The 24,090-nt window shown below is 50.0% G+C and carries 19 protein-coding genes; 15 read left to right on the top strand and 4 right to left on the bottom strand.

Annotated features, from left to right (window positions below):
• The first annotated feature begins 101 nt into the window (after positions 1–101).
• From ACTJJJ_RS08685 to ACTJJJ_RS08660, 6 genes are all read left to right on the top strand, one after another.
• Positions 102–1,043 (top strand): ring-cleaving dioxygenase, encoded by a 942-nt coding sequence (locus tag ACTJJJ_RS08685; RefSeq protein ID WP_188928544.1) that lies wholly within the window; start codon positions 102–104, stop codon positions 1,041–1,043.
• 160 nt (positions 1,044–1,203) lie between these two features.
• A complete protein-coding gene (locus ACTJJJ_RS08680) occupies positions 1,204–1,833 on the top strand; it encodes an alpha/beta hydrolase (RefSeq protein ID WP_426294094.1) in 630 nt (209 codons plus the stop codon).
• Positions 1,830–2,546 carry a pirin family protein gene (locus tag ACTJJJ_RS08675; protein ID WP_426294096.1) on the top strand — a complete coding sequence of 239 codons (717 nt, stop codon included), beginning with the start codon at positions 1,830–1,832 and terminating at the stop codon, positions 2,544–2,546. Before ACTJJJ_RS08680 ends, ACTJJJ_RS08675 begins: the two co-directional genes overlap by 4 nt.
• A 37-nt stretch (positions 2,547–2,583) precedes the next feature.
• Positions 2,584–2,889, top strand: a complete 306-nt coding sequence (locus ACTJJJ_RS08670) for a response regulator receiver protein (RefSeq protein WP_426294097.1) — start codon at positions 2,584–2,586, stop codon at positions 2,887–2,889.
• Between the two features lie 28 nt (positions 2,890–2,917).
• Positions 2,918–3,496: a Crp/Fnr family transcriptional regulator gene (locus tag ACTJJJ_RS08665; protein WP_426294098.1), complete on the top strand. Its 579-nt coding sequence runs from the start codon at positions 2,918–2,920 to the stop codon at positions 3,494–3,496.
• 146 nt (positions 3,497–3,642) lie between these two features.
• A complete protein-coding gene (locus ACTJJJ_RS08660; protein ID WP_188928554.1) occupies positions 3,643–4,107 on the top strand; it encodes a PA2169 family four-helix-bundle protein in 465 nt (154 codons plus the stop codon).
• A gap of 159 nt (positions 4,108–4,266) precedes the next feature.
• Here the strand turns inward: ACTJJJ_RS08660 and ACTJJJ_RS08655 are convergent, their stop codons facing one another.
• Both ACTJJJ_RS08655 and ACTJJJ_RS08650 read right to left on the bottom strand, forming a co-directional pair.
• Positions 4,267–4,761, bottom strand: coding sequence for a CinA family protein (locus tag ACTJJJ_RS08655; RefSeq protein WP_426294099.1), 495 nt, complete (start codon positions 4,759–4,761; stop codon positions 4,267–4,269).
• Positions 4,762–4,817: 56 nt separating this feature from the next.
• Entirely contained in the window at positions 4,818–5,210 is a 393-nt protein-coding gene (locus ACTJJJ_RS08650; RefSeq protein WP_188928558.1) for a hypothetical protein, read from the bottom strand.
• A 299-nt stretch (positions 5,211–5,509) separates the two neighbouring features.
• Here ACTJJJ_RS08650 and ACTJJJ_RS08645 point away from each other — a divergent pair, with 299 nt between their 5' ends.
• From ACTJJJ_RS08645 to ACTJJJ_RS08610, 8 genes are all read left to right on the top strand, one after another.
• Positions 5,510–5,881: a hypothetical protein gene (locus ACTJJJ_RS08645; RefSeq protein ID WP_188928560.1), complete on the top strand. Its 372-nt coding sequence runs from the start codon at positions 5,510–5,512 to the stop codon at positions 5,879–5,881.
• A gap of 293 nt (positions 5,882–6,174) precedes the next feature.
• Positions 6,175–6,975 carry a glycerophosphodiester phosphodiesterase gene (locus ACTJJJ_RS08640; RefSeq protein WP_426294100.1) on the top strand — a complete coding sequence of 267 codons (801 nt, stop codon included), beginning with the start codon at positions 6,175–6,177 and terminating at the stop codon, positions 6,973–6,975.
• A gap of 86 nt (positions 6,976–7,061) precedes the next feature.
• Positions 7,062–7,616 carry an RNA polymerase sigma factor gene (locus ACTJJJ_RS08635; RefSeq protein ID WP_188928562.1) on the top strand — a complete coding sequence of 185 codons (555 nt, stop codon included), beginning with the start codon at positions 7,062–7,064 and terminating at the stop codon, positions 7,614–7,616.
• 21 nt (positions 7,617–7,637) lie between these two features.
• A complete protein-coding gene (locus tag ACTJJJ_RS08630; protein WP_426294101.1) occupies positions 7,638–8,627 on the top strand; it encodes a FecR family protein in 990 nt (329 codons plus the stop codon).
• Positions 8,628–8,758: 131 nt separating this feature from the next.
• Entirely contained in the window at positions 8,759–12,205 is a 3,447-nt protein-coding gene (locus ACTJJJ_RS08625; protein WP_426294102.1) for a TonB-dependent receptor, read from the top strand.
• A 43-nt stretch (positions 12,206–12,248) separates the two neighbouring features.
• Entirely contained in the window at positions 12,249–13,691 is a 1,443-nt protein-coding gene (locus ACTJJJ_RS08620; protein WP_188928568.1) for a RagB/SusD family nutrient uptake outer membrane protein, read from the top strand.
• Positions 13,692–13,816: 125 nt separating this feature from the next.
• Positions 13,817–14,263 (top strand): hypothetical protein, encoded by a 447-nt coding sequence (locus tag ACTJJJ_RS08615; RefSeq protein WP_188928570.1) that lies wholly within the window; start codon positions 13,817–13,819, stop codon positions 14,261–14,263.
• Between the two features lie 12 nt (positions 14,264–14,275).
• Positions 14,276–17,821, top strand: a complete 3,546-nt coding sequence (locus ACTJJJ_RS08610) for a VCBS repeat-containing protein (RefSeq protein ID WP_426294103.1) — start codon at positions 14,276–14,278, stop codon at positions 17,819–17,821.
• 83 nt (positions 17,822–17,904) lie between these two features.
• Here the strand turns inward: ACTJJJ_RS08610 and ACTJJJ_RS08605 are convergent, their stop codons facing one another.
• On the bottom strand, positions 17,905–19,353 hold the full coding sequence (locus ACTJJJ_RS08605) for a glycoside hydrolase family 30 protein (protein ID WP_426294104.1): 1,449 nt from the start codon (positions 19,351–19,353) through the stop codon (positions 17,905–17,907).
• Positions 19,354–19,577: 224 nt separating this feature from the next.
• Between ACTJJJ_RS08605 and ACTJJJ_RS08600 the strand changes: the two genes are divergently transcribed.
• Positions 19,578–22,505 carry a triple tyrosine motif-containing protein gene (locus ACTJJJ_RS08600; protein WP_426294105.1) on the top strand — a complete coding sequence of 976 codons (2,928 nt, stop codon included), beginning with the start codon at positions 19,578–19,580 and terminating at the stop codon, positions 22,503–22,505.
• Between the two features lie 39 nt (positions 22,506–22,544).
• Here ACTJJJ_RS08600 and ACTJJJ_RS08595 read toward each other — a convergent pair whose 3' ends face one another.
• Positions 22,545–24,074 carry a RagB/SusD family nutrient uptake outer membrane protein gene (locus ACTJJJ_RS08595; RefSeq protein WP_426294106.1) on the bottom strand — a complete coding sequence of 510 codons (1,530 nt, stop codon included), beginning with the start codon at positions 24,072–24,074 and terminating at the stop codon, positions 22,545–22,547.
• Positions 24,075–24,090: the final 16 nt, after the last annotated feature.

The raw sequence follows: 24,090 nt of genomic DNA, 5'->3' as shown, positions 1-24,090 counted from the left end.
CCCATATGTGTTTTTCTTGTCCTAGTTCAATGCCCTGCCCCTGCCCGGGGATGTACCTTTGTATCATCAAAAACAAAGAAACATCTTAACTGGACAAGACAATGGAAAATACAATCAACGGCATCCACCACATTACAGCTATCGCTGGTGACGCTAAAACCAACTACGATTTTTATACCAGGGTATTAGGTCTTAGAATGGTGAAAAAAACCGTCAATTTTGACGATCCCAATACATACCACTTTTACTATGGCGATGAAAACGGTACCCCCGGTTCAATCCTGACTTTCTTCCCCTGGGGTAATCAGATTCCGGCAGGCCGCCGCGGAACCCGTCAGGCTACCGAGATCGGTTACTCGGTGCCAGAAGGAAGCCTGGATTTTTGGTTGAAAAGATTGGAAGCCAATAAAATAACTTATAACAAACCTGCCGAGAAATTCGGGGAGCAATACCTGACTTTCCTTGATCCTGACGGTTTGAAGTTTGAACTAACAGTCCCTAAAATCAGCGATAACCGGATTCCATGGACGACTTCGGAGGTGACTGCCGATTATGCGACGCGCGGTTTTCACAATATAACGATCACCACGAACAATATCGAAGAGACTGCCAAAGTACTGACCGATATATTCGGGTACCGTCTGGCCGAACAACATGTGAACCGCTTCCGTTTCGTGACCGACGCCGTTGAAAATGCCAATATTGTCGACCTGGTGGAAGCTCCCGGTGAAAGAGCGGGTCATGTGGCCAAAGGCTCGGTTCACCACATTGCGTTCCGCGTTGCGAATGACGATATTCTGATGGAATTCCGTCAAAAAGTATTGGATGCAGGTTTGCAGATTACCGATAAAATCGACAGAAACTACTTCTATTCGCTCTATTTCCGCGAACCCGGTGGCGTCCTGTTCGAAATCGCAAGCGATAATCCAGGCTTTGCAACCGACGAAACGGTGGAACAATTAGGTTCAGGCTTAATGCTGCCCCCTCAATACGAACCTCGCAGAGAGCAGATTGTCAAAGTATTGCCGGTGCTGAATCAATGATTGAAAGGTTGAATGACCGAATGTCTTTTGGGGTTAATGATTCAACTTTTGAATAGTTACAGAGGTCCCTTTATTCGGTCATTCAATCATCGCTCCGGCGACTCGGTCAGTCATTCAAATTCAACGTTCATTCAGTCATTCAATCATTCAAAATTGACTCATGTACACCCATAGTAAACAAATCATCACCAGCGGATTACCTGTTCAGCAGGCTAAAAAGGCAATTGTAATGTTGCATGGCCGGGGAGGGACTGCTGCCGATATCATTTCCTTGCAGAAGGTTTTGAAACTGGAAGATATGGCGATTTACGCGCCGCAAGCGACTGATAACAGCTGGTATCCTTACAGTTTTATGGCCCCAGTTGCACAAAACCAGCCAGCGCTGGACTCTGCACTGGCGCTGGTCGGCGAAGTTGTCGCAGAAATTGAAGCCGCAGGAATCCCAACCGATCAAATCTATTTCGCCGGCTTCTCGCAAGGAGCTTGTCTGACGCTGGAATATACTGCGCGCAATGCCCGGAGATATGGAGGGATTATTGCTTTTACGGGAGGTTTGATCGGCCAGGGGCTGGCAATCGGAAATTATAAGGGCGATTTTAAACTAACGCCCGTATTTGTTTCTACCGGTAATCCCGACCCTCATGTGCCCGTCTCGCGCGTGCAGGAGAGCATCACGATCCTGGAAGACATGAATGCGGTAGTAAACCAGGCGATTTATCCTGGCCGGCCGCACACAATTTCTGGTGAAGAAATCCAATTGGTGAACAATACCATTTTAAAGAAATCATGAAAAAAAACGTACTGCATCCGGCAGCGTCGCGCTTTTTTGCCGACCATGGATGGCTCAAAAGTGCACAGACTTTCAGTTTTCATGGAAATTACGATCCTCAGCGCATCCAGTTCGGTGCGTTGAGGGTGTTGAATGATGATACGGTCAACGGCGGCAAAGGCTTTGGCCGGCACCCGCACGATAATATGGAGATCATTTCGATCCCGCTGGAAGGTACTCTCGAGCATCAGGACAGCCTGGGAAACGTGGCTTTGATCCGGCGGGGAGAGATTCAGGTAATGAGCGCCGGTACAGGCGTTTATCATACTGAATTCAATAAAGACCAGGATGAGCCCGTTACTTTTCTTCAAATATGGTTATATCCCAATAAACTGAATGTGGCACCGCGCTACGACCAGATGGAATATGCCTCTGGCGACAGGCACAACCGCTTCCAGCAAATCCTCTCGCCCGATCCCGGCGACGACGGCGTCTGGATCAACCAGGATGCCTGGTTTCACCTGGCTGAGCTCGATAAAGGTTTTGAAATTGGTTATCAGCTTAAAAAAGAAGGAAATGGCGTGTATGTTTTTGTTGTTGGAGGGAATGTAGAGGTGGAAGGCCAACCGCTATCGGTACGGGACGGTTACGGGTTCTGGCCTGAGTCGGTAGTTTCGTTCAAATCTTTGGAAAAAAGCTCTTTACTTGTGATGGAGGTTCCCGAAAAATGGTAGATTGTTAACCTGCCGGCCCGGCACAACGATCAGTAACATGTCGCAAATCAACATATTGGCGATTGCCAATCACCCCGAAATCCTGGAAACTATCATCCGGTTAATCAACCAGAACGAATCCTGGTGTGGGTTACCGGCCGGTTCTTTGGAAGAAGCGGAAGAGTTGCTTCGTCTAAATTCCATCGATTTAGTACTTTTGGGCGTCGGCGTAGATGAGGAGGCAGGCGAGCGTATATCTTCGTTGTGCCAGTCCATCGACCCGCGGATCGTCTGTTTACGCCATTTCGGAGGCGGCAGCGGGCTGCTTTATTCCGAGATCCGGCACGCACTTGCCGGCGGCTAACCGCCGGTGGCTAACCTATTACCTGAATATGTTTGAAAAGATTAACAACTATGCGCTGAGGTGTTTGCCGTTCACTCCGGAAGATCTCGACTTGTTCGACTCATTACTTCAATTCAAAACATATCCCAAAAAAACATTCCTGTTGCAGCAGGGGGAAGTTTGCCAGTTTGAGGCTTACATTCTCAAAGGCTGTATCCGTACCTATTATATCGACAGCGCCGGCGCGGAGGTTACGCTGCAATTTGCCGTCGAGGATTGGTGGGTTAGTGATATTACAAGCTTTCATAACCAGACGCCGAGCCACGTATACATCGAAACGCTCGAAGACTGTGAAGTGCTGATCCTGACACCGGAAACCAAAGAAAAGTTGCTGTCAACCGTCCCTGGTTTCGAGCGGATGTTTCGCCTGATGGTGCAACGTAACCTCGCGCAGACGCAGGAGCGGCTGTTCAGGACGATATCTACCAGTGCGGTCGAAAAGTACCTGGATTTTCTTAATCGATATCCTGCTATCCCACAGCGTGTTGCACAGCACTACATTGCCTCATACCTGGGTTTTTCACCAGAATTTCTCAGCAAAGTCAGAAGAAAGTTGAGCGAAAAGTAGCGTTTAATGGTTCCATTAAGCGGCTCATCACCCGCATATACGGAGCAAAAACCTCCACAAATCACCGGCCCGACGACGTCATACTGCGTCTGGGTGGCATGGAACAATAGTTTTTAGGAATGCCGCATCACTAATCATGAACAATCATGGCACAAAATGCAGCAATCATAGAAGCTTTGAATGACCTGATCCTGATCAACAATGATCGTATTGTCGGCTATGAAAAGGCTTACGACGAAACGGATAGCAGCGACACCGATCTTCGTTCGCTTTACACCAGCCTTGCAAACCATAGCCGTGACAATGTGCTCGAATTGACTGGCGAGGTTACCGCTTTGGGCGGCGAACCTGCGACCGGCACAATGGTATCGGGCAAGTTGTATCGCATTTGGATGGATGTACGCGCAGCATTCAGCAGCGATGGCCGAAAAACCTCGCTGGAGAACTCAGAATTTGGTGAAGACGCCGCGCAAAAAGCCTACGATTCAGCACTTGAATCAGATGAGCTGACCCCTGAACTTCGCGCACTGGTAACACGCCAGAAAGCGACGTTGAAAAGTGGGCACGATACGATCAAGCGGCTCCGCGATTCGGAGAAAGCATACCACTGATAAAGCTTACATTTCATCAACAGCAAAAAGGGGCGGCGTTACACCGGCCCCTTTTTGTTTTCCAGTTGCTTTTGTCATGCTTGCCGGCATACGGCCTTTTAGTTTTTGACAGGGGGCGGCCTTTCCCATCCTGCGGCCTTAAATTACCTTACTCCGATTTCAAAGTTGGTTGCCAGTAACCGGCATTTCGGACAGTATCAGTTCAGCAATCCTGTCAATACATTGAAGCACAACTTCCTCGGGTTGGCCTGAAAAAATTTCACGGATGGCCACCGATTTTCTGTGGGTGCAGAGGTGGGCGAACATGGTACCGACAGGTTTTTCTGGCGTTTCACTGCCGCCAGGGCAGGTAAGGCCGGTTACGGCTATGTGAATGTCGGCAGGAATGAAGGTTTGCAGCCGCTCGGCTAATTCGCGGGTGACTTCCGCGCTCTCCGGCGTGAAATGGCGGAGCATGTCTTTGGGTACATGTAGTATGCTTTCCTTTAATGAGGCGTCGTAACACACCAGACCTCCTTTCAGGATACTTCCTGACTCGGGGCACATGGAAAATTCGGCGGAAAGCCTGCCGGCGGTGGCACTTTCTACAAACGCAATCGTAAGTTGGCGCTCGGCGAGTGCCTTGCTGCATTGCATTACAATCGTTGATGGCATAGTCGGCTTGTCAGTTTTTGGCTTGCACGATCAAAAACTCTGCCAGATAGCCCACGCTATCCCTTGTAAGTAGTAATGAGTATTTCCGAATCCGTGAGTGCGCTTATTGAATGGGCAAGTTGCGCGTGGAAGGACATCATCTGGCCACTTGTGGTGTAAAATACCCGCCCTTCTGTTTCCACTTTCAGTTCCCCCGACAACACCTGGAATGTGAGACATTCGTCGATTGAGTGGTCGTTGACCGTCGCGCCGGATTTCAGGATGGCGATCACAATGGTGATTTTGTCCGATTTGTAGACGGTAATCGCATTACGGTCGTTTTTTGCCCATGATTTTTCTGACCTGAGCTGTTCGAGGTACATGGGAATATCAGTGAAAACGTACGGCGCATCCAGGATACGGTCTCCCTCCGGACGATTGCCGGTCGAGTGGTTGGATTTAATTTCCATTGACATGGTGGATAAAGGGTTGATCAATAGATTTTGCAACGCAGGAAAATCATGCCATTATGATATTAATAATTTTTTTAATAAATTTTATAAAAAAATCCTGTTATAGCAACTCTTTGCCTGTATAAGCCCAGAGCCGTTTCTTTCCTTATGAATTGCTTTTTACCATGAAATACTTGGCTCAAACGAATGACTTTTGCCATTTGATCAGAAGATCGACCGTTGGATAAATGAAATGGGACTTTTTCTAGAATTAATCCATTATTTTTGGGCATCACACTCTTAACTAAAATCTAGCTGTGGAAATTAATAACAGGGAAATCGGCGCTACACTTATTCTGGTCTGCATGGTAGCTTTTTGGACTTTATCGTCTATTCGGAAGCGGATCGCAGAGGAAAGAAAGAAGAAGATTCTCAGACAAGGCGTTCAGGCGAACGCTACCGTTCTGGCCATTCGCCCGACGGGTGAATACCTTAACAATCTGCCCGAATTTCAGGTGCAGGTTCAGGTGAAAGCGAAAGCGGGTAACGATTTTGTGTCAGAAATGCGGGAGGTGCTTCCTTTTGCAAAGTATGATTCCCTCCGCAAAGGCACTCAGGTACTCGTTAAATACGATCCGGAATACTACAAAAGAGCGATCTTTCTGCAAATGGCAGAGACGCTGATCTAAATTTCGATCTTCATTTTTTCTTCATAAGGGCCCGAAAGGCCCTTTTTTATTTGAAGAAAAAGTAAAGTGTGTGATAGTGCTTGCTGTAAGTGTGTGCGATCTCGTCAGGCTGACTGTTACAAATCAAACACCTAAAAACGATCTTCCCAAAGTTGTTGAATGATAGGCATGGCTCAATCAGCGATCGGCTTTCGGGCACCTGAATGGTCTGTTTTTGCTTACTTTATGTTATTGTTAAGGCCGCCTTCGGAAGCACTTCCATTAATAACTTTGCCATCTTAAAAAGATCGTTCATGAAGCAACTTCTCTCCTTAATTCTCGCCTTTGTTCCGTTAATGTACCTTACCAGCGTATATGGACAGGGTAAGACGGTAGCCCTGATCGCGCACCGGGGAGGGGTAGTGAATAGCACTTTCACGGAAAATGGTCTGCCTGCGCTGCGGGAGGCTGCCCGGCAAGATTACAAAATGGTCGAAACGGATATGCGCGTGACGGCCGACGGTGTTTTGATCGCCAACCATGATGCAGATTTTAACCGGTTCTATGGCGATCCGCGCAAAGTAACGGAGACGAATTGGGCGGAGGCGCGCAAGCTGACCAGCAAGCTGGACGGTAACCACCCGATGCTTCTCGAAGATGTGTTCAGGTTTTGTGCCGAAAATAACATGGCCGTCATGCTCGATAACAAGATCGCCGGGCTGGATTCCACTCTTTTTTATAAATTGATGGGGATGCTGGATAAATATCGCCTCAAAGATTCGGCCCTGATGATCGGTACCGACGAATCCACTGCATTCTTTACGGGTAAAGTTCGGCTGAGCTGCTCGCGGAAACAGTTGGAGAAGAATATGCAGAAGCCTGGCTACCGTCCCGGGCATTATTACCTGTTCGAAAGACCGGCCAGCCTCACGCGGGAGGACGTGGCGTGGGCGGGGAAGAACAACATTCGCGTCGTGGCGGCGATCAACAAGTTTCACTACCGCAAATCAGCAGATATGATGGCCGATGCAAAAAAGGACTGTGAACGTATGCTGCAATACGGTGTGGCTGAGTTTCAGGTCGATTCGGAGTTCCGGCAGTTCGTCCGGGAATAGCATAGCAAAAAAAAATCTCGCATACCGTTTAGGGGTTTGTGAAAGTTGTTTGACTATACATACAGACCCGGGTAATGAACCACCTCATGACTAAATTTCTTACCGATGAACAGCTGGTGACGCAGCTCCGCGAAGGCAATAAACGTGCTTTCGAGGAGATCTACGACCGTTACTGGTACAAGCTGTTCTGCATTTCCTATCACCAGGTAGGATCGCGGGAGGAATCGGAAGAGCTGGTGCATGACATATTCGAGAGCCTTTGGAACAAACGGCTTGATACCGAGATCCGGAACCTGGGCGTCTACCTGGTAATTGCGATGAAATATCGGGTGACCAATTTCATTAAGTCACAGATCACTTGGCGGAGGTATCAGGAATATCTGATCCTTAACAAAATACAGGAAACCTACTCGACCGACGAAATCGTGCAGTTTTCGGATTTGTCGCGTGCCGTGGACGAGGTAATGCGCAAGCTGCCTGAAAAGACCAGCCGGGTATTTCAGCTAAGCCGCTTCGAAAACCGTCCTGTGAAGGATATTGCCGAGGAACTGAATATTTCCGAAAAAGCAGTGGAATACCATATTACCAAATCATTGAAAGCATTAAGAGAAAACTTATGGATGTATTATTCCGCCAACTAAAACCTATACACGCCTCCGCAAATGACACCTGATAGCTACGAAAAATTAATTGAGAAATATATCGCCGGGGAAACCACAGCAGAGGAGGATTTGCATGTGGAACAATACCTGAGAGACAATCCGGCGGATGATTCGGAAGTGCTGCTGTCTGAAAAAACGGAGATCGGCCAGCGTATCCGGCAGAAACTTTTGGCAGCTACAACGCGAAAACCGGTAAAAATTGGCTGGTGGGCCGCAGTAGCCGCCTCGTTGTCGTTGCTGGCGGGGGTTATCTGGTATAATGCGCCCGGGCAGGTCCCTTATTTTCCAGCATTGAGCTCGATCTGGAACGGCGATGACGAAGGTTTTGCAGTTAGCAACACTTCGCACAAGCCTCAGCGGCTGACGTTGGAAGATGGAAGCGTGGTGATCTTGCAACCCAACAGCCGGATCAGCTATCCAGATCATTTTGGGGAGCGCAAAAGAATGGTCTATTTGCATGGGGAGGCCTTTTTCCAGGTAAAAAGGGATGTAACAAAACCGTTCATAGTGTCCACGGAAAACCTGGCTACACAGGTTCTAGGGACGAGCTTTAATGTAAAATCCTATGATGGCGCAGGCTCTATCGAGGTACAGGTGGCTTCCGGACGGGTTTCCGTTTACGAGACCAGCAAGACATCTGGCAAGAACGGTTTTATCCTGACGCCCAACCAGAAAGTCGTATTTGACAAGGAGTCGCGGAAAATGGAACTGGGCATTGTCAGAAACCCCGTGGCCGTCAAGAAGGCCGAGTCCGCGGCAAGGTTTGAATTCGCTGAAACGCCTGCCGTCGATGTGCTGGCATTGCTGGAAAAGACCTATGGTCTTGATATTGTCGTGGAGGGCGATGTGCTGCGGAATTGCCTTTTCACAGGCGATCTCAACGAGCTGCCGATGTTTGATCAGCTCGATCTGATCTGCAAGGCAGTGAATGTCGAATACGAACGCCGTGGGGCTTCGCTGTTCATATTCGGTGAAGGTTGTAGTAATTGATTGGAAAATAGTAGGTAAGCTTAAATAAAATGCCGGCCATGCGCTAACATGTCCGGCCGTTTGAATACCCTTCCTGGCAGAAGGATACCATTTGTTTTTGAGTTGTTCAGTTCACAAAAACCTTTAAAATTATGCATAAAAAAATACCCTACAAAAGGGTTGTTTACAAAGTCATGAGTGCTACCGCTAAACAACTTTTGCTTGCTTTGATATGCTGCGGAATTTCCATGGCGCACGGCGTTTATAGCCAGGAGTTGCTAAACAAGGAAATTTCGCTGAAAGTCGAGTCACTCGAAATCAGGCAGGTATTACGTCAGATCGAGAAACAGGCCGACGTCAAGTTTGTATACAGCTCAGGCAGCATCCAGGGCCGGAGCACCGTTGCTGCCAAACAGCTTCAGGGTTCGCTGAACCGTGTGCTCGACCAACTGCTTACTCCCCTGAACGTTTCCTACGAAGTCGTAGGAAATTCACGTATTCTTCTCAGAAAAAAGGGCGACCCGCAAAGTGCAGCCCCCTTTCAGGCCACAACGGCGGGTACCATAGCCGACCGGACAGTTACGGGAAAGGTTATCGACGAGAAGGGCGTTGGTCTTCCGGGGGTGAATATCCTCATCGTGGGCAGTCAGCAAGGCACGACTTCCGACCAGAATGGCCAGTTTCAGCTTAATGTGCCGGATAACGGCGCCACGCTGCGGTTCTCCTTTATTGGCTACACCAGCCAGGATGCAGCTGTGGGCAACAATTCAGTGATTAATATCACGATGGCGCCCGATGAGAACGCGTTGAAAGAAGTGGTGGTTGTAGGTTATGGAACCCAGGAAAAAAAGGATGTGACAGGTGCAGTGTCCTCTGTAAAAGGTTCTGACTTTCAGAACCTTCCGTCGGGAGGTGCCCAGCAGGCATTGCAAGGCCGGGCTGCGGGCGTGAACGTGATCCGTAACGGCGGCGCGCCGGGCGACGCTGGCACAATCCAGATCCGCGGTTTCGGAACGGTGAACAATGCCGATCCGCTGGTGGTGATCGACGGCGTTCCTGCCGGTTCGATGAACGACGTGAACCCGAATGATATCGAATCCATCGAGATCCTGAAAGACGCTTCGGCATCCGCTATTTACGGAACGCGTGCGGCGAACGGGGTGGTGATCATCACCACCAAACGTGGTACTTTCGATAATCCAATTGCCGTAACTGTCAATGGATATGCCGGTATCAGCAACCGTATCAAGATACTCGATATGCTGGAAGCACCTGATTTGGCCGCATTAAAACGGGAGGCATATAAAAATGATGGCCTGCCTGTTCCGCCGATCTGGGAGGATACACAATACCAGACCCAGAAAACCAACTGGCAGGACGCATTACTCAAACAAGGCGTTACCCAGAATTACGACGCGGCGATCCGCGGGGGCGGCAAGTACTCGTCATTTTCGATTTCGGGCGGCTATTATAATGAAAAGGGGATTATCGGGAAATCGTATTATAAGCGGTATACATTCCGTGTCAATTCGGATCATAAGATCGGATCGAGGCTGAAAATAGGGCAGAACCTGCAATTCACCAATACACACAACACCTCGCCGAATACGACTTCGTCGCAGACTGGTTTGCTTTGGAGCGCTATCCGCTTCCATCCGGGCTTGCCGATCCGTAATGCCGATGGTTCTTATAGTTCAACAAAAGGTATCGGCGCATTCGGGGACATCAATAACCCGATTTTTACCGTCGATAACCAGGACCAGAATAATATCCGCAACCGCATCCTGGGGAGCCTCACCGGCGAGCTGGAACTCTTGAAAGGCCTGAAACTGCGCGCAAACCTTGCCATGGATGCGACTTTTTCAGAGAGCACAAATTTCGAGGTCAAGGTCAATGATCAGTTCCGTACGAATTCCTACAACCAGCTCGATCTGACACATGGTAAATACTGGTCGTTCTTGCAGGAGTATTTTCTTTCTTATGACAAGAAATTCGGCGCGCACAGCCTGAACCTCGTCGGAGGTTATACTTCACAGACATTCAACAGTATTTCTTCCAAACAACGCGGCCGCGATTTCGCAAGTGAGGACCCTACGCTGCGCTACCTGCAATATGCCGGAACGATCGTGTCTGTGGCAGGCGAGGATGGTAACCGCAGCTACGATGCGCTCGCTTCGTGGTTTGGCCGTGCGAACTACTCTTTCATGGACCGCTACCTGCTTACGGCCACATTTCGTTCCGATGGCTCATCCAAGTTCGCGCCCGGCAACCGCTGGGGTTACTTTCCGGCATTCTCGCTGGGATGGCGTCTTTCGGAAGAGGATTTTTTCAAAAGCGCATTGCCGGTATTCAGCAACTTCAAGCTAACAGGCGGTTGGGGCCAGCTGGGTAACCAGAACGTGAACTCGCTGCAATATCTGGCACTGATCAATTCGTCTTACCGCTATGCTTTGGGGGCGGGCGGCACGCAAAGCCCTATTTCAGGCGCTGCGCAAAGCCGGCTGGCAAACCTGCAAATTGGCTGGGAGACGGCGGAAATGGCCAACTTTGGGGTAGAAGCAGGACTTTGGAAGAATGCATTGTATGTCTCGGTTAACTATTTTGTAAAGAATACTAAAAAAATGCTGCTGGCGCCGCCTTCTGTCGGAACCATCGGTACTTCTGTTATTCCTGATCAGAATATCGGTCAATTGCGTAACAAGGGTGTGGAGATCGAGGCGTCCTACCGCCACTCGTTCGGCGATCTGACCCTGAATGTTAGTGGAAATGCGACTTTGATCAAAAACCGTATTACCCAACTGGCCACGCCGGGCGGCTTCCTCGCATCGCAGCTGTACGGCCGTGGGCAGCAGGAGATCGTCCGCACGTATGAGAACAATCCCTATGGCACATTCTACGGGTATAAAGCAGATGGTCTATACCAAAGTCAGGCGGAAATCGACTCCGACCCGAACATTGCCAACGATTCACGTAAAACCAATGGACAGATCCATCCAGGCGATGTTCGTTTCATGGATCTGAACGGCGACGGCATTGTGGACGACAAAGACAGGACGATCATAGGAAGCCCGCAACCGAAGATCAATTATGGTTTGAATGCAGGCTTGAACTACAAAGGATTTGATTTCAACCTGTTCTTCGTAGGCGTAGGCGGGGTTTCTATTTTCAATGCGGACCGTATGCAGGGTCTCGACGCGAGCTATTCTTTTAATTTGTATAAAGAAGCAAGCGAACGCTGGAATGGCGCGGGTACCAGCAATACCGTACCACGTTTGAGCATCGACAACCCGAACCGCAACTTCCGTCCTTCCGACCTGTTTATAGAGAAAGGGGATTTCTTCCGCCTGAAAAACTTCACTTTGGGTTACAGCATTCCAAAAACGGTGATTGAAAAGGTAAAACTGTCACAGGTGCGGATTTACGTTACCGGGCAGAACATTTTTACGATCACGAAATACACCGGCTTGAACCCCGAGTTAGGTTATGTAGGCAATGATGCGAGTTCTAAAGCTGCCGGCCTTTACAGCCAGCTGAATGTAGATTACGCGCAATACCCGCAAGCACGGACATGGACCATCGGCGCAACATTGTCATTCTAACCAGGACGGGAACAACCCTAATTGATATCAAGATATAACCGACATGAAAAAGATATATGTACTGGCCGGATGGGTTTTTCTGATGGCCGCAACCAGTTGTAACGACGATCTGCTCGAAAGCACACCGTACGGGCAGGTTACTTCCCAGCAGTTTTGGCGCAACGGCGATGACGTGGTAGCCGCCACCAATGCCATTTACGCCCCGCTACTGAACGAAGACGGTTTCGCGCATACCGAATACACGTTCGACAACTGTTCCGACGACATGAACCGCGCAGGCGACCATTCTGATGAAACTTCGCTCGAAATGTTCACGTTCGATGCCGCCAATTCGCACATTCTGGCTACCTGGTCCACCAAATACGAGGTAATCTCTCGCGCCAATGCAGTGCTGATCAACGCCCCGAAAGTGGCCATGGACGACGCATTGAGGAACCGCACCATGGGTGAGGCATATTTCCTTCGCGGATTTGTCTACTGGCGTCTTTCGTTGATTTACGGCGAAGTGCCCATTATCCTGGAAGAGGATGCCCTAAACAACAATTATAACAAACCCAAGGCAACACTCGCCGAAGTACGCGCGCAAGCGGAATCGGATTTCCAGAAGGCCGCAAGTCTGCTGCCGGTGAGCTACGCCGATGGCGAAGCAGGCAGGGTAACACAGGGTTCTGCGAACGGCTTTCTGACTAAATTGTATGTATACCAGGAAAATTGGGCAAAGGCAATTGAAGCGGGGCAAAAAGTGATCGGTAATGCAGCCTACAAGCTGTCTGGTAACTACGACGAAAACTTCCAGCTCACGACCGAGAATAATCCTGAAATCCTGTTTTCGCTGCAATACGAAACCGGCTGGACTACCGACAATTCACCTACCTTTTACCACACACCGCAGGTATTTGGAGGCTGGGGTTTCCATGAACCGATCGAAGACCTGGTGCAGGAGTTTGAAAAAGGCGATCCGCGCCGTTCGTACTCGATTTATAGTCCTGGTGACAAGGTAAATCGCGGGTCTGCGGGCACCACTACGTTCGCTGCCAACATGACCCGGGTGACCGGCTACTCGTTCCGTAAATACACCAGTTTTACCGATGCCGGGGATATGAGCCAGAGCCTGAACGCACCTTTCCTGCGTTCGGCGGACGTGTACCTGCTGGTGGCCGAGGCAAAAATCCGTTCAAGCCAGAGTGGTGATACCGAACTGAATGCCGTACGGAAACGTGCCGGACTTGCTGCTAAAACAGGCGCGAAAATGGCCGACATTATGCATGAACGCCGCGTGGAGCTGGCCGGCGAAAACGAACGTCACCAGGACCTGATGCGTTGGGACAAAGCCGGGCTGATCGACATCGCCGCCCATTACAAAATCGCCCGTGGCCCATTCAAGCCTAGCCGCAATTTTATCAAACCCAAACATTACTACTTCCCGCTTCCGCAACGTGAGGTGGATTTGAGTAATGGGGTTTTGAAGCAGAATAGTAATTATTAATAAAGGATTGTGAAGGATGTTCATGTCATCCTGAGCGCAGTCGAAGGATAGTAGCGATAACCCGAGTGCTTCGACTGCGCTCAGCGTGACATTTGTCGATTTACCCCAAATGACTCGTTGACCCAATGACTCTGTTTTCCAAACTGCCATTTATCATAATCGCCGTTGCGTTCGCTAACCTCACTGCCTGCAACACGCGTGAGCGGGAGCTTACAGGCGTGTGGCGCACGGACTCGATCAGCAACTTTGTCAATGGGTTTAGTTTTACCAACAATACGTTCGACGAGCATTGGTCTACGTTCGAGTATGGCGCTGACGGCGTGATGACCGAACGGAAAAAAGAGAAGTTCAAAACCTACCGTTACCAGCTTCCAACCGCCGATTCGCTGGTTTATACCGATTCGACAGGCCACCGGCTGAGCGGTTTTCAGATCGTGAAGCTTTCGGACGAGCACCTGATATTGAAAAAGGCCCAGAAGCCTTACCTTCCCGGGAAGAACCAGGAACTGTACGAAGTCAGGTTTTTTACCAAAATCCCTGCCGCAGGGTCGCCTGCCGCAGGGCCGCAATAATTGCATATGCCGATGACCCGCCCGTTATCCCTGTTTCTTTGCATAGCCTCGCTGATCGGAGCATGCACATCAAAGAAAGACGATCAAAAGCTGTTTGAACTGCTGTCTGCCAATGAAACGGGCATCGATTTCAATAACCGGTTGCAGGAGGACGACCAGCTCAACATACTCACCTATGAGTACTTCTATAATGGCGGCGGGGTAGGGGCCGGCGACATCAACAACGATGGCCTCACGGACCTGTTTTTTACCGGAAACATGACCGAGAGTAAGTTGTATATCAATAAAAGCAAAGAACAACGGATTCAGTTTGAGGATATAACCGCCCAATCGGGCATTCAGATACCCGAAGGCTGGGCAAGGGGTGTGGCTATGGTGGATATCAATGCCGACGGCTTTCTCGACATTTATGTTTGCCGGGCAGGCCCCGCACAGGCTGGCACGCTGCCGAACCTGCTCTTCATTAATCAGAAAAACAACACATTCAAAGAAGAAGCGAAGGCCTACGGACTGGATTACAGCGGAAACACCACGCAGGCGGCATTCTTCGATTACGACCACGACGGCGACCTGGATGCCTATCTCGTTACGAACGTGATGAATATGCGCGGGCCGAACAATATCCGGCCAAAGATCAGCGATGGCTCTTCGCCCAATGCCGATCGCGTTTTCCGCAACAATGGAAACGGTACATTCACCGATGTTTCGAAGGAATCCGGCATCCTGGAAGAAGGTTACGGCCTGGGTATTGCGGTTACCGATGTGAATAATGACGGCTGGCCGGATGTCTATGTTTCAAATGATTATGTCTCGAATGACCTGCTTTATATTAACCAGCAAAACGGCACCTTCAAAAATGAAATAGCTTCCTATTTCAAGCATCAAAGCTATTCCGCAATGGGCAATGACGCCGCCGATATCGATAATGATGGCTTGATTGACTTCATCACCGTGGATATGCTGCCTCAGGACCCGGTCCGCCGCAAGAATATGTTCGGACTGATGAATTATGACCGGCATTTGTCGGAATTGCGGATGGGTTATGAGCCGCAGTTCATGCGGAACACATTGCAGCACAATGAAGGAAATATGCCGGGCGGTAATCACCCGGTTTTCAGCGAAATTGGACGTTACTCGGGTGTGGAAGCCACGGATTGGAGCTGGGGCGCATTGTTTGCCGACTACGACAACGACGGTTTCCGCGACCTGATGATCACCAATGGCTATCCCAAGGACATTACCAACCGGGATTTTGTGATTTATCGTATGGCCGAATACGAGATGCAAATGCGCTCGGGTGGAGGCGACAACCGCAGGCTTGCGGAGGCATTGAAGAAAGTAGAAGGAGCCCACGTGCCTAATTACCTTTTTTCCAACAACCACGACCTCACTTTCGCCAACAAATCCGCCGAATGGGGCTTTGACATCCCTTCATTTTCCAATGGCGCGGTGTACGCCGACTTTGACAATGACGGCGACCTCGATGTGGCGATGAACAACATCGATCGCGAGGCATTTTTGTACGAAAACCACTCCGAGCGTAAACAGGACCGGCATTGGCTGACAGTCAAACTAAAAGGCCCTGCGTTGAACCGCGACGGTTTCGGCGCCAAAATTTGGCTCTGGACGGCTAAGGGCAACCAATATGCCGAGCATTCGCCCTATCGCGGTTACCAATCGACGACGGAACCCAACCGCGAGCATTTCGGGCTTTGTAATGCGGCTCAAATCGATAGCCTGACGATCATCTGGCCCGATTCACGGATGCAGGTTTTGAAGAGTATTAAAGCCGGGCAAATGCTCGAACTGGATCACGCAAAGGCGTCGGGCAATGCGCCCGCAAACTATCTCAAGACTGGTAACGACGCAGTTAATGCACCTTTATTGGTAGCATCAAACAGCGACGGCATTGATTTTCAGCACAAAGATGATTTGTATATTGATTTCAAAATACAGCCGTTATTACCGCATTTGTTATCCCAAAATGGTCCGGGCATTGCCGTCGCGGACGTAAATGGCGATGGACTGGATGATTTTTACGTCGGTGGCGCATTTAACCAGTCGGGCCGCGTTTTTGTGCAGGACAACCAGCAGCGCTTCAATTCAAAAGCCCTGGTGGCGGGGCAGAAGTATGAGGAGGATATGGGCACGCTGTTTTTCGATGCCGACGGCGATGGTGACCAGGATTTGTACGTTGTGAGCGGCAGCAATGAATTTGAGACGGGCTCCAGATATTATCAGGACAGGCTCTATACAAATGACGGAAAAGGTAATTTTAGCATGAATACCAATGCATTACCGTCCCTTGCAGCCAGTGGCTCAACTGTAAACGCCGCCGATTTTGACCGCGACGGAGACCTCGATCTGTTCGTCGGAGGCCGGCTCGCTCCCGGCGCCTACCCGATGCCCGGCGAAAGTTATGTTCTTAGAAATGAAGGCGGCAGGTTCGTAGAAGTAACGCAAACGGTGTGTCCTGAAATCAAAAACATCGGTATGGTTACAACCGCCTTATGGACTGATTTCGATCAGGATGGCTGGGTGGATCTGATCGTGGCAGGGGAATGGATGCCCGTAGTTTTTTACAAAAATAAGCAGGGAAAGCTGGTTAATGTGAGTGCGCAGACCACTTTGAAAAACACAACAGGCTGGTGGAACAGCATTGCTTCCGGAGATTTCGACGAGGACGGTGATACCGATTATGTGTTGGGCAACGTCGGACTGAATAGTGAAGGGAAGCCTTCCAACGACAAACCGCTGACATTGTTCGCCAAGGATTTTGATAAAAGCGGGACAATGGACCCGGTAATGGCCCGCTACATCGGAGAGGATCTCTATCCGGTACACCCGCGCGACGAAATGACCAGCCAGATGAATTTTCTCAAAAAACGATTTATTTATTACGCCGATTATTCCAAAGCGAAAATCACTGACATTTTCAAACCCGAAGAACTCGAAGGCGCCAGGAAACTGATTTGCGAAACCATGCAATCAGTCCTGCTGGAAAACAAGGGTAGTGGGAAGTTTGCATTAAAATTCCTTCCTTCTGCCGCCCAAATGAGCCCGGTTTATGGCTTGTTAGCCGAAGATTTCAACCAGGATGGTCACCTGGATCTCTTACTTTCCGGCAATAGCTATGCAACGGAATCAATTAGTGGTCGCTTGGATGGTTTGAATGGATTGTTAATGTCCGGTGACGGCAAAGGCGGGTTCAAGCCGCTCAGTTCTGCTCAGAGCGGGATTTTTGTGCCCGGCGACGCCAAGGGAATGGCGCATTTGCGGTTAGGTAACGGCCGGTCGTTGGTTTTGGCTGCTCAAAATAATGCCCCGTTGCTGGCGTTCGCTGGTGGTCTTGGAGATAAAATGGTTTATATCAAACCCATGCCACAGGATGCGGTGCTGCAAGCAACCTATGCCAACGGCCGTTCGAAGCGATTTGAATTAGGTTATGGCTCCGGCTACTTATCACAATCGGGCCGGAATATTGCTTTGCTGCGTGAAGGATTAAAGAAAGTTGTATTAATCGATTTTCGCGGACGCACGCGGGAAGTTGCGTTTTAGTTGTTTTAGCCATACCTAATCGCAAAAATGCCCTAGGGCATGTAACAACAAATACGACGTGTGAGAACGTTGCTGGACAACCATCACCAAACAAACGTCCCGACAGAACCTGCTTTCAGACTAACCACCGTAACATTCCCCTCATCCTGAATCGTAAACTTCCTTTCGGCATCCGAATCATTCAAAACAATTAAAACCTTTTTTCCCTCAGGCGTGATGAACGCTACATCGAGAATTTTTACGTCGGCAGCCCTGCCGACGGTGATATTATTACCGGATGCGATCCGTGTCGAACCCGGCCGCACGAACTTCGACGCGTGCGCGACCACGTAATACGCTGCATTGCGCGTGACCTTATCGCCGTCGATGGTGACGCCGCCCAGACAGCGGTCGCAGCCTCCGCGGTCGGTGAAGGGGCGGTTTTGCGGGTTGCTCGTCAGGTTCCATTCCAGCACGGTACGGGCCCAGTTCCGGGTCGCGCCGATGGTGAGGTTTTTGATATGATCGGGGAAATCTTTGGCAAAATTGTCGGGTGCGCCCATCCATTGCTCGGTGAAATAGAGATTCTTGTCGGGATGCGCGTCGTGGACTTTCGATAGGGCGTCAATTGTTCCGCCGTACAGGTGAAATGCGGAACCGTCTATATATTTCTTCGCGTCCGGGTCGTCGAGGACCGAAATCGGGTACTCCGGTTTGTCGGCATTGTGGTCGTAAACAATGATTTTGGTATCGATTTTAGCCTTTTCAAATGCGGGACCCAAATGGTTTTTGATAAAAACGGCCTGGTCTTTTGCCGGCATCAGCAAACTCGGGTTGTTGCCGGGGTGCAATGGTTCGTTCTGAACCGTAACCGCGTCGATGCGGATGCCCTCCTTTTGCATATCCTGAATGTAGCGCACGAAATAGCTGGCGTAAGCATCATACCACTGCGGTTTCAGACTTCCGCCGCGGGTGTCGCCATTGTCTTTCATCCACACCGGCGGGGACCAGGGCGAGCCCAGGATTTTCAGTTTGGGATTGATGGCAAGAATCTCTTTCAGGATCGGGATCACATCATTGCGGTCGGGACCGAGGTCGAAGTGCTGCATTTCGGGGTCGGTCTGGCCTTGTGGAATATCGTCATAGGAAAATACTTTTTCATTAAGATCGGAGGCGCCTATGCTTACGCGCAGGTAAGCCATGCCAATTCCATTGCCTGCCGTTGAAAAAAGCTCTTTCAGCAAAGCGGTGCGGGCAGGTTTGCTCATCCCCATCAGGTGTGAGGCGCTGCCGCCGGTGAGCGTAAAACCGAACCCGTCGATTTCCTGATACCTTCTTTTGGTATTAACATGGATAACTGGCGGCTCTACGGGGGGTGCAACTTTCGATGTTTTCCAAAAAGTCAATTTGGGCTGCCTCTGAAAAAGGACGGACTTATCCGAATTGGTGAGCCAGAAATCCGCGGTGACTTTCTTCGACTGGGCCGACGCCATCGAGCAGGTCAACAGATAAATACCCAGCAACAGGGCAGGTTTAGGATATAAAATGTTCATGAGTTCAGAGTTCGTGAGTTCATAGTTTGCTTTCTAAACTTCTATTGAAATACACTGATAATAATGTAATATATTGCGAGTTCAAATGTAGGGTAACCTGCACAACAATGTGCATACCGGGCTACTACATTACTACAACAACCCGACAAAAATTGCTAAATAAATGCCCAGGCGTAGTTCGGAACTACGTCAATCCTCTCATCGGTGTACTGCAATGCTGGAATATGATACGAATTGTCGCTGTCCTGTTTCTGATCCTGTTGGCCCGGCAATTGCGTGCCCAGAATACGATCGGTTTGCCCGAGGTTGTGAACTATTCCAAGCAAACCTACCATGCCGGAACCCAGAACTGGGCAATCCGCCAGGGCCGGAATGGTATGATGTATTTTGCCAACAATGAGGGGCTGCTCACTTTCGACGGCATTTACTGGCGCACTTATCCATTACCCAATAAAACGAAGGTCCGCTCGCTGGAAATAGGGGCGGATAACCGCATTTACATTGGAGGTGAGAACGAATTCGGCTATTTCACGCCCGACCAGCGCGGGGTTTTGCATTATGTATCCCTGCGCAATCTCGTACACGAGCGCGACCGCGGTTTTGCCGATATCTGGAATGTGGCCGTGTTGAACGGCAGCGTCTTTTTCAGGGCCAGTAACCGCATTTTCGTGTATGAAGACAATGCTGTGAGTGTGTTCAACGGCGGTTCGCATTGGCGCTTTATGGGCGTTTGCAATGGCATTGCGGTGGCGCAGGACGCGGCGAGCGGCCTGCTGCGTTACGATAACGGCCGGTGGATTCCCTGGATTACGGCGGGGGAGCTGCCGGCCGAATACCTTACAACAGGCCTGCTGCCGTTGGATAAGGAAACCTCCCTGCTCGTTACGATGGACGCGGGAATCTTTCGGCTCTCGGGTGAGCGTGCTACACGCCTGCAATCCGCATTCATCGATCGGGTTAAAAGCGAACGGGTCTATGCGGCAACACGGGTGAACGACAAGCTGATCGCCCTGGCAACGAGCCTTGGAGGATGCTATATCGTCACCAATGAAGGGGAGTTCGTACACCGCTTCGCCCGCGCCGATGGTTTGCAGAACAACAACGTACTCAGTGTTTTCCGTGATCAGGACAAAAATCTTTGGTTGGGACTCGATAACGGCATCGACTTTATCGCTTACGACAATGCCATCAAAACCATGTACCCGGCCGTAACCAAAGATGAAGCGGGCTACGCATCGGTGATTCACAAAGGCCACCTGTATCTGGGTACTTCCAACGGCCTGTATTCGGTGGCAGTGGAGCATTTTGATGATCTGAGTTATGTGAAAGGCACATTCAGTTTTGTGGAGCACTCGCGCGGGCAGGTGTGGGGGTTGTCCGAAATTAATGGGAAATTGCTGATGGCGCACCACGAGGGCATTTTTGAGGTGGAGGGTAACCAGGCTCGGCCCATCGAAAAGCGGAACGGCTTCTGGGGCTTTTTACCGCTTTCGCGGATCTATCCGGTCAAAAAGGTCGCAGTAGGGAACTACAACGGGGTCAATTTCCTGGAATACGACGGGCATTCTTTCCGGCCTTCCGGCGCGGTTGCGGGATTCGACGTGGCCTCGCGCTTCCTGTGTGCGGACGTGCGCGAGGAGAACGTGATCTGGACATCGCATCCTTATCGCGGGGTATACAAGGTCACGATCTCAGATAATGGAAGGTCTCGGGCGCGTTTGTATACGCACAAGGACGGCCTGCCGCTTTCGCTGAATAACAATTATATATATAAAGTTAAAAATAAGATCCTGGTAGCCACCGAAAAAGGTATCTACGAGTACAATGCGGCGGCCGACCGGTTTCTGTCATCGGGGTATTATAATACCATATTTAAGAATCCGGGCGTGCGCTATCTGAAAGAAGATCAGTCAGGTAACGTCTGGTTTGTACGGGGAAAGGAGCTGGGGGTAGTGGATATGAGCAGCGGTAATCCGAAGATCATTTTCCTTCCTGAAATCAACCAGAAAATGGTCTCGGGCTTTGAATACATTCACCCGTTAAATGAAGAAAACATCCTGATAGGCGGCGAAAAGGGCATTTACCATATCAATTACAAAAAATACAAGCAGAACAAGAGCCATATCAATGTGCAGATTAGCGCAATGCGCTCTTTTGGCACCGATTCGCTGCTTTTCGGCGGGTATTTCGGAGAGATCAATGAATTGCAAAAACAATCCGACGATCAGGTGCCGCGCATTGCAAACCGCTTGAATTCAGTGGGGTTTGAGTTTTCATCGACGCTGTTCAGCCAGCAATCCAGCATCGAATACGCCTACTTTCTGGAAGGTTTTGATAGTAACTGGTCGAGTTGGTCGGCACGAAGCTCGAAAGAATACACGCATTTGCCACCAGGCCATTACACCTTCAAAGTGAAAGCACGTAATAATTTCGGTAGCGAATCGGAAATAGCGGGCTATTCATTCATGATCCTCCCGCCATGGTACCAGACGATCTGGGCATACCTGGGTTATGGACTGCTGATTCTCGGATTGGTCTGGCTATCCTACAAGTGGCAGGAAAAACGTTTTTTGCAGCAGCAGCAAAAACATTTGGAAGAACAAAAAAGACTGCAATACCTGCATCAGCTTGAACTTGAAAAGAGCGAAAAGGAGATCATCAAACTTAAAAACGAGAAGCTGGAAGCCGAAATCTTGCACAAAAACACTGACCTGGCAACCTCAGCTATGCATTTGGTACAAAAAGCTGAATTACTTTCCAAGCTCAAAACGGATCTGGTCAAAATCACCAAAAGTGCAGAAGATGACAAGATTAACGATGATCTCAAAAAGATGATCAAGGTCGTGGGCGATGAGAATAAAGTCGATAAAGACTGGGGCCAATTCTCCAAGCATTTCGATAGTGTACACAGTAATTTCCTAATCGTATTGAAGGAAAAGTACCCCAACCTTACAGCCAATGAGTTGAAAATGAGTGCCTATTTACGCATGAACCTGTCGAGTAAGGAAATAGCGCAGCTTATGAACATTTCGCTCAGGGGCGTGGAGGTGAGCCGCTACCGGCTGCGCAAGAAGTTGCAGCTCCCCACTGAGGTGAATATGTTCAATTTTTTCCTCGGGTTTCATGTGGACGAGTCAAAAGAAAAGGCTTAGAGCAAAGCTCCAAGCCTTTCTGATCTGGGTACGGAACAGCTACCTTGTCCCGCCCCATTCTTTACTCTGCTCGATTTTCGTGTTTTCTAGTTCCAGCAAAGGAATAGGAAGAATTTCATGCTTGCCCGCTACGAACCCTTTCGGTCCGAGCACGGCAGCCGCATCGCCCCAGCGTACGAGGTCCATCCAGCGGTGGCCTTCGCCTGCGAGTTCAAGACGGCGCTCTTTTTTGATGTTTTCAAATGTCGCTGCCACCGGCTTCAGACCTACACGGGCGCGCACCGCGTTCAGGAGCGCTGCTGCGCGGGTGAGGTCGCCCGACCCGCGTACGAGGGCTTCGGCTTCCAGCAAATAAGTGTCGGCCAGGCGCGTATCGTACATGTTTTGCGGGAAGTTCAGCTCAGGTGCACCGGCGCCTGTCCAGCGGTCGGACTGGCGACCTGCGAATTTTTCCAGGAAATAGCCCGTGTTCATATAACCTTTCTCATAGGCCACCGCCCCTGCCTTTTCGAGGCTATCGAGGTTAGCTATGGTCGCTTTGTAACGCGGATCGAAGTGAATCGCTTCGAACAGCGAGGGCGTAACCGGCAGGAAGCTCCATCCCGAAACATAGTCGGGCGCGGCGTCCGACTTGCGATTATAGCCACGCGGGCCGGTGATGATGTTCATCACATTCCCCTCGGTACACGATACGCAGCTCCATCCTCCGGCAGAAGTGTTGGTATAGGAAAGTTCAAAAATAGATTCGCTGTTGAACTTGTTCTTCGTTTTGAAAAGGTCGTCGAAATTGTCTAGCAGCTTGTAGCCATAGGTGTTATTGCCGCCCGGTGTTCCATTCACTTTTGCCAGTTCCTGCGCTGCCTGGGCGAATTTGTTTTGATACAAATACACTTTACCCAAAATAGCATGCGCCGCTCCTTGTCCTGCACGGCCAGCTTCCGTGGCTACATTGATAGTTACCGGAAGATCAGCGACTGACTCCGATAAATCTTTCTCGATCTGCGCGTAAACTTCCGCCGGCGCTGCTTGCAGCACCTCGTACATCTCCTGCGTGGAAATGGTGCGCGTAAATAGCGGAACGTTTTTGAACAGCCTCACCAGCTCAAAATAGAAATACCCGCGCAGGAACTTCGCTTCGGCTGTGTAGCGCTTTTTGAGCGTTTCATCCATCGGCACCCCAGGGAGTTTTTCGAGAATGGCATTCGCGCGGAAAACGCCCGAGAAGCCTTTTCTCCAAAGTTCTCCCTGTGGTCCGGTGGTTGGGTTCAGGGTATAGTTGGAAATGACCTGGAAATCCATGATGTCGCTCGGGCCGCCGCCGCCTGCGAAATGGTCATCGGAAGCCGCATTCATCGTAGCGATGGTGGAAACGTAGCCGTTACCCTGCCAGCCAACCACATCATACGCTGCCACAAGGCCATTGAATGCCTCTTCCTGATTGCGGTAATAGTTCGCCTCGAGGTTCAGCCCCTTGGGTTTCACGTCGAGGAAGCTGTCCGAGCAGGACATGAGCTGCAAACCGGCGGTAAATGCCAGGGCAGTCACGAATTTGTTATATCTCAATTTCATCTTATTCGTATTAATC

Source organism: Dyadobacter sp. 22481, assembly GCF_052044875.1.
Lineage (GTDB): Bacteria > Bacteroidota > Bacteroidia > Cytophagales > Spirosomataceae > Dyadobacter > Dyadobacter endophyticus.
This window is presented reverse-complemented; position numbering and strand designations above follow the sequence as displayed.

Excerpts from the sequence above, each read along its gene's own strand:
- ACTJJJ_RS08680 (WP_426294094.1), top strand. The coding sequence starts at position 1,204 with ATGTACACCCATAGTAAACAAATCATCACCAGCGGATTACCTGTTCAG.
- ACTJJJ_RS08625 (WP_426294102.1), top strand. The coding sequence starts at position 8,759 with ATGCATAAAAAAATACCCTACAAAAGGGTTGTTTACAAAGTCATGAGT.
- ACTJJJ_RS08600 (WP_426294105.1), top strand. The coding sequence starts at position 19,578 with ATGATACGAATTGTCGCTGTCCTGTTTCTGATCCTGTTGGCCCGGCAA.
- ACTJJJ_RS08675 (WP_426294096.1), top strand. The coding sequence starts at position 1,830 with ATGAAAAAAAACGTACTGCATCCGGCAGCGTCGCGCTTTTTTGCCGAC.
- ACTJJJ_RS08610 (WP_426294103.1), top strand. The coding sequence starts at position 14,276 with ATGACCCGCCCGTTATCCCTGTTTCTTTGCATAGCCTCGCTGATCGGA.
- ACTJJJ_RS08635 (WP_188928562.1), top strand. The coding sequence starts at position 7,062 with ATGACTAAATTTCTTACCGATGAACAGCTGGTGACGCAGCTCCGCGAA.
- ACTJJJ_RS08655 (WP_426294099.1), bottom strand. The coding sequence starts at position 4,761 with ATGCCATCAACGATTGTAATGCAATGCAGCAAGGCACTCGCCGAGCGC.
- ACTJJJ_RS08665 (WP_426294098.1), top strand. The coding sequence starts at position 2,918 with ATGTTTGAAAAGATTAACAACTATGCGCTGAGGTGTTTGCCGTTCACT.
- ACTJJJ_RS08605 (WP_426294104.1), bottom strand. The coding sequence starts at position 19,353 with ATGAACATTTTATATCCTAAACCTGCCCTGTTGCTGGGTATTTATCTG.
- ACTJJJ_RS08595 (WP_426294106.1), bottom strand. The coding sequence starts at position 24,074 with ATGAAATTGAGATATAACAAATTCGTGACTGCCCTGGCATTTACCGCC.
- ACTJJJ_RS08620 (WP_188928568.1), top strand. The coding sequence starts at position 12,249 with ATGAAAAAGATATATGTACTGGCCGGATGGGTTTTTCTGATGGCCGCA.
- ACTJJJ_RS08615 (WP_188928570.1), top strand. The coding sequence starts at position 13,817 with ATGACTCTGTTTTCCAAACTGCCATTTATCATAATCGCCGTTGCGTTC.
- ACTJJJ_RS08685 (WP_188928544.1), top strand. The coding sequence starts at position 102 with ATGGAAAATACAATCAACGGCATCCACCACATTACAGCTATCGCTGGT.
- ACTJJJ_RS08640 (WP_426294100.1), top strand. The coding sequence starts at position 6,175 with ATGAAGCAACTTCTCTCCTTAATTCTCGCCTTTGTTCCGTTAATGTAC.
- ACTJJJ_RS08630 (WP_426294101.1), top strand. The coding sequence starts at position 7,638 with ATGACACCTGATAGCTACGAAAAATTAATTGAGAAATATATCGCCGGG.
- ACTJJJ_RS08650 (WP_188928558.1), bottom strand. The coding sequence starts at position 5,210 with ATGGAAATTAAATCCAACCACTCGACCGGCAATCGTCCGGAGGGAGAC.
- ACTJJJ_RS08670 (WP_426294097.1), top strand. The coding sequence starts at position 2,584 with ATGTCGCAAATCAACATATTGGCGATTGCCAATCACCCCGAAATCCTG.
- ACTJJJ_RS08660 (WP_188928554.1), top strand. The coding sequence starts at position 3,643 with ATGGCACAAAATGCAGCAATCATAGAAGCTTTGAATGACCTGATCCTG.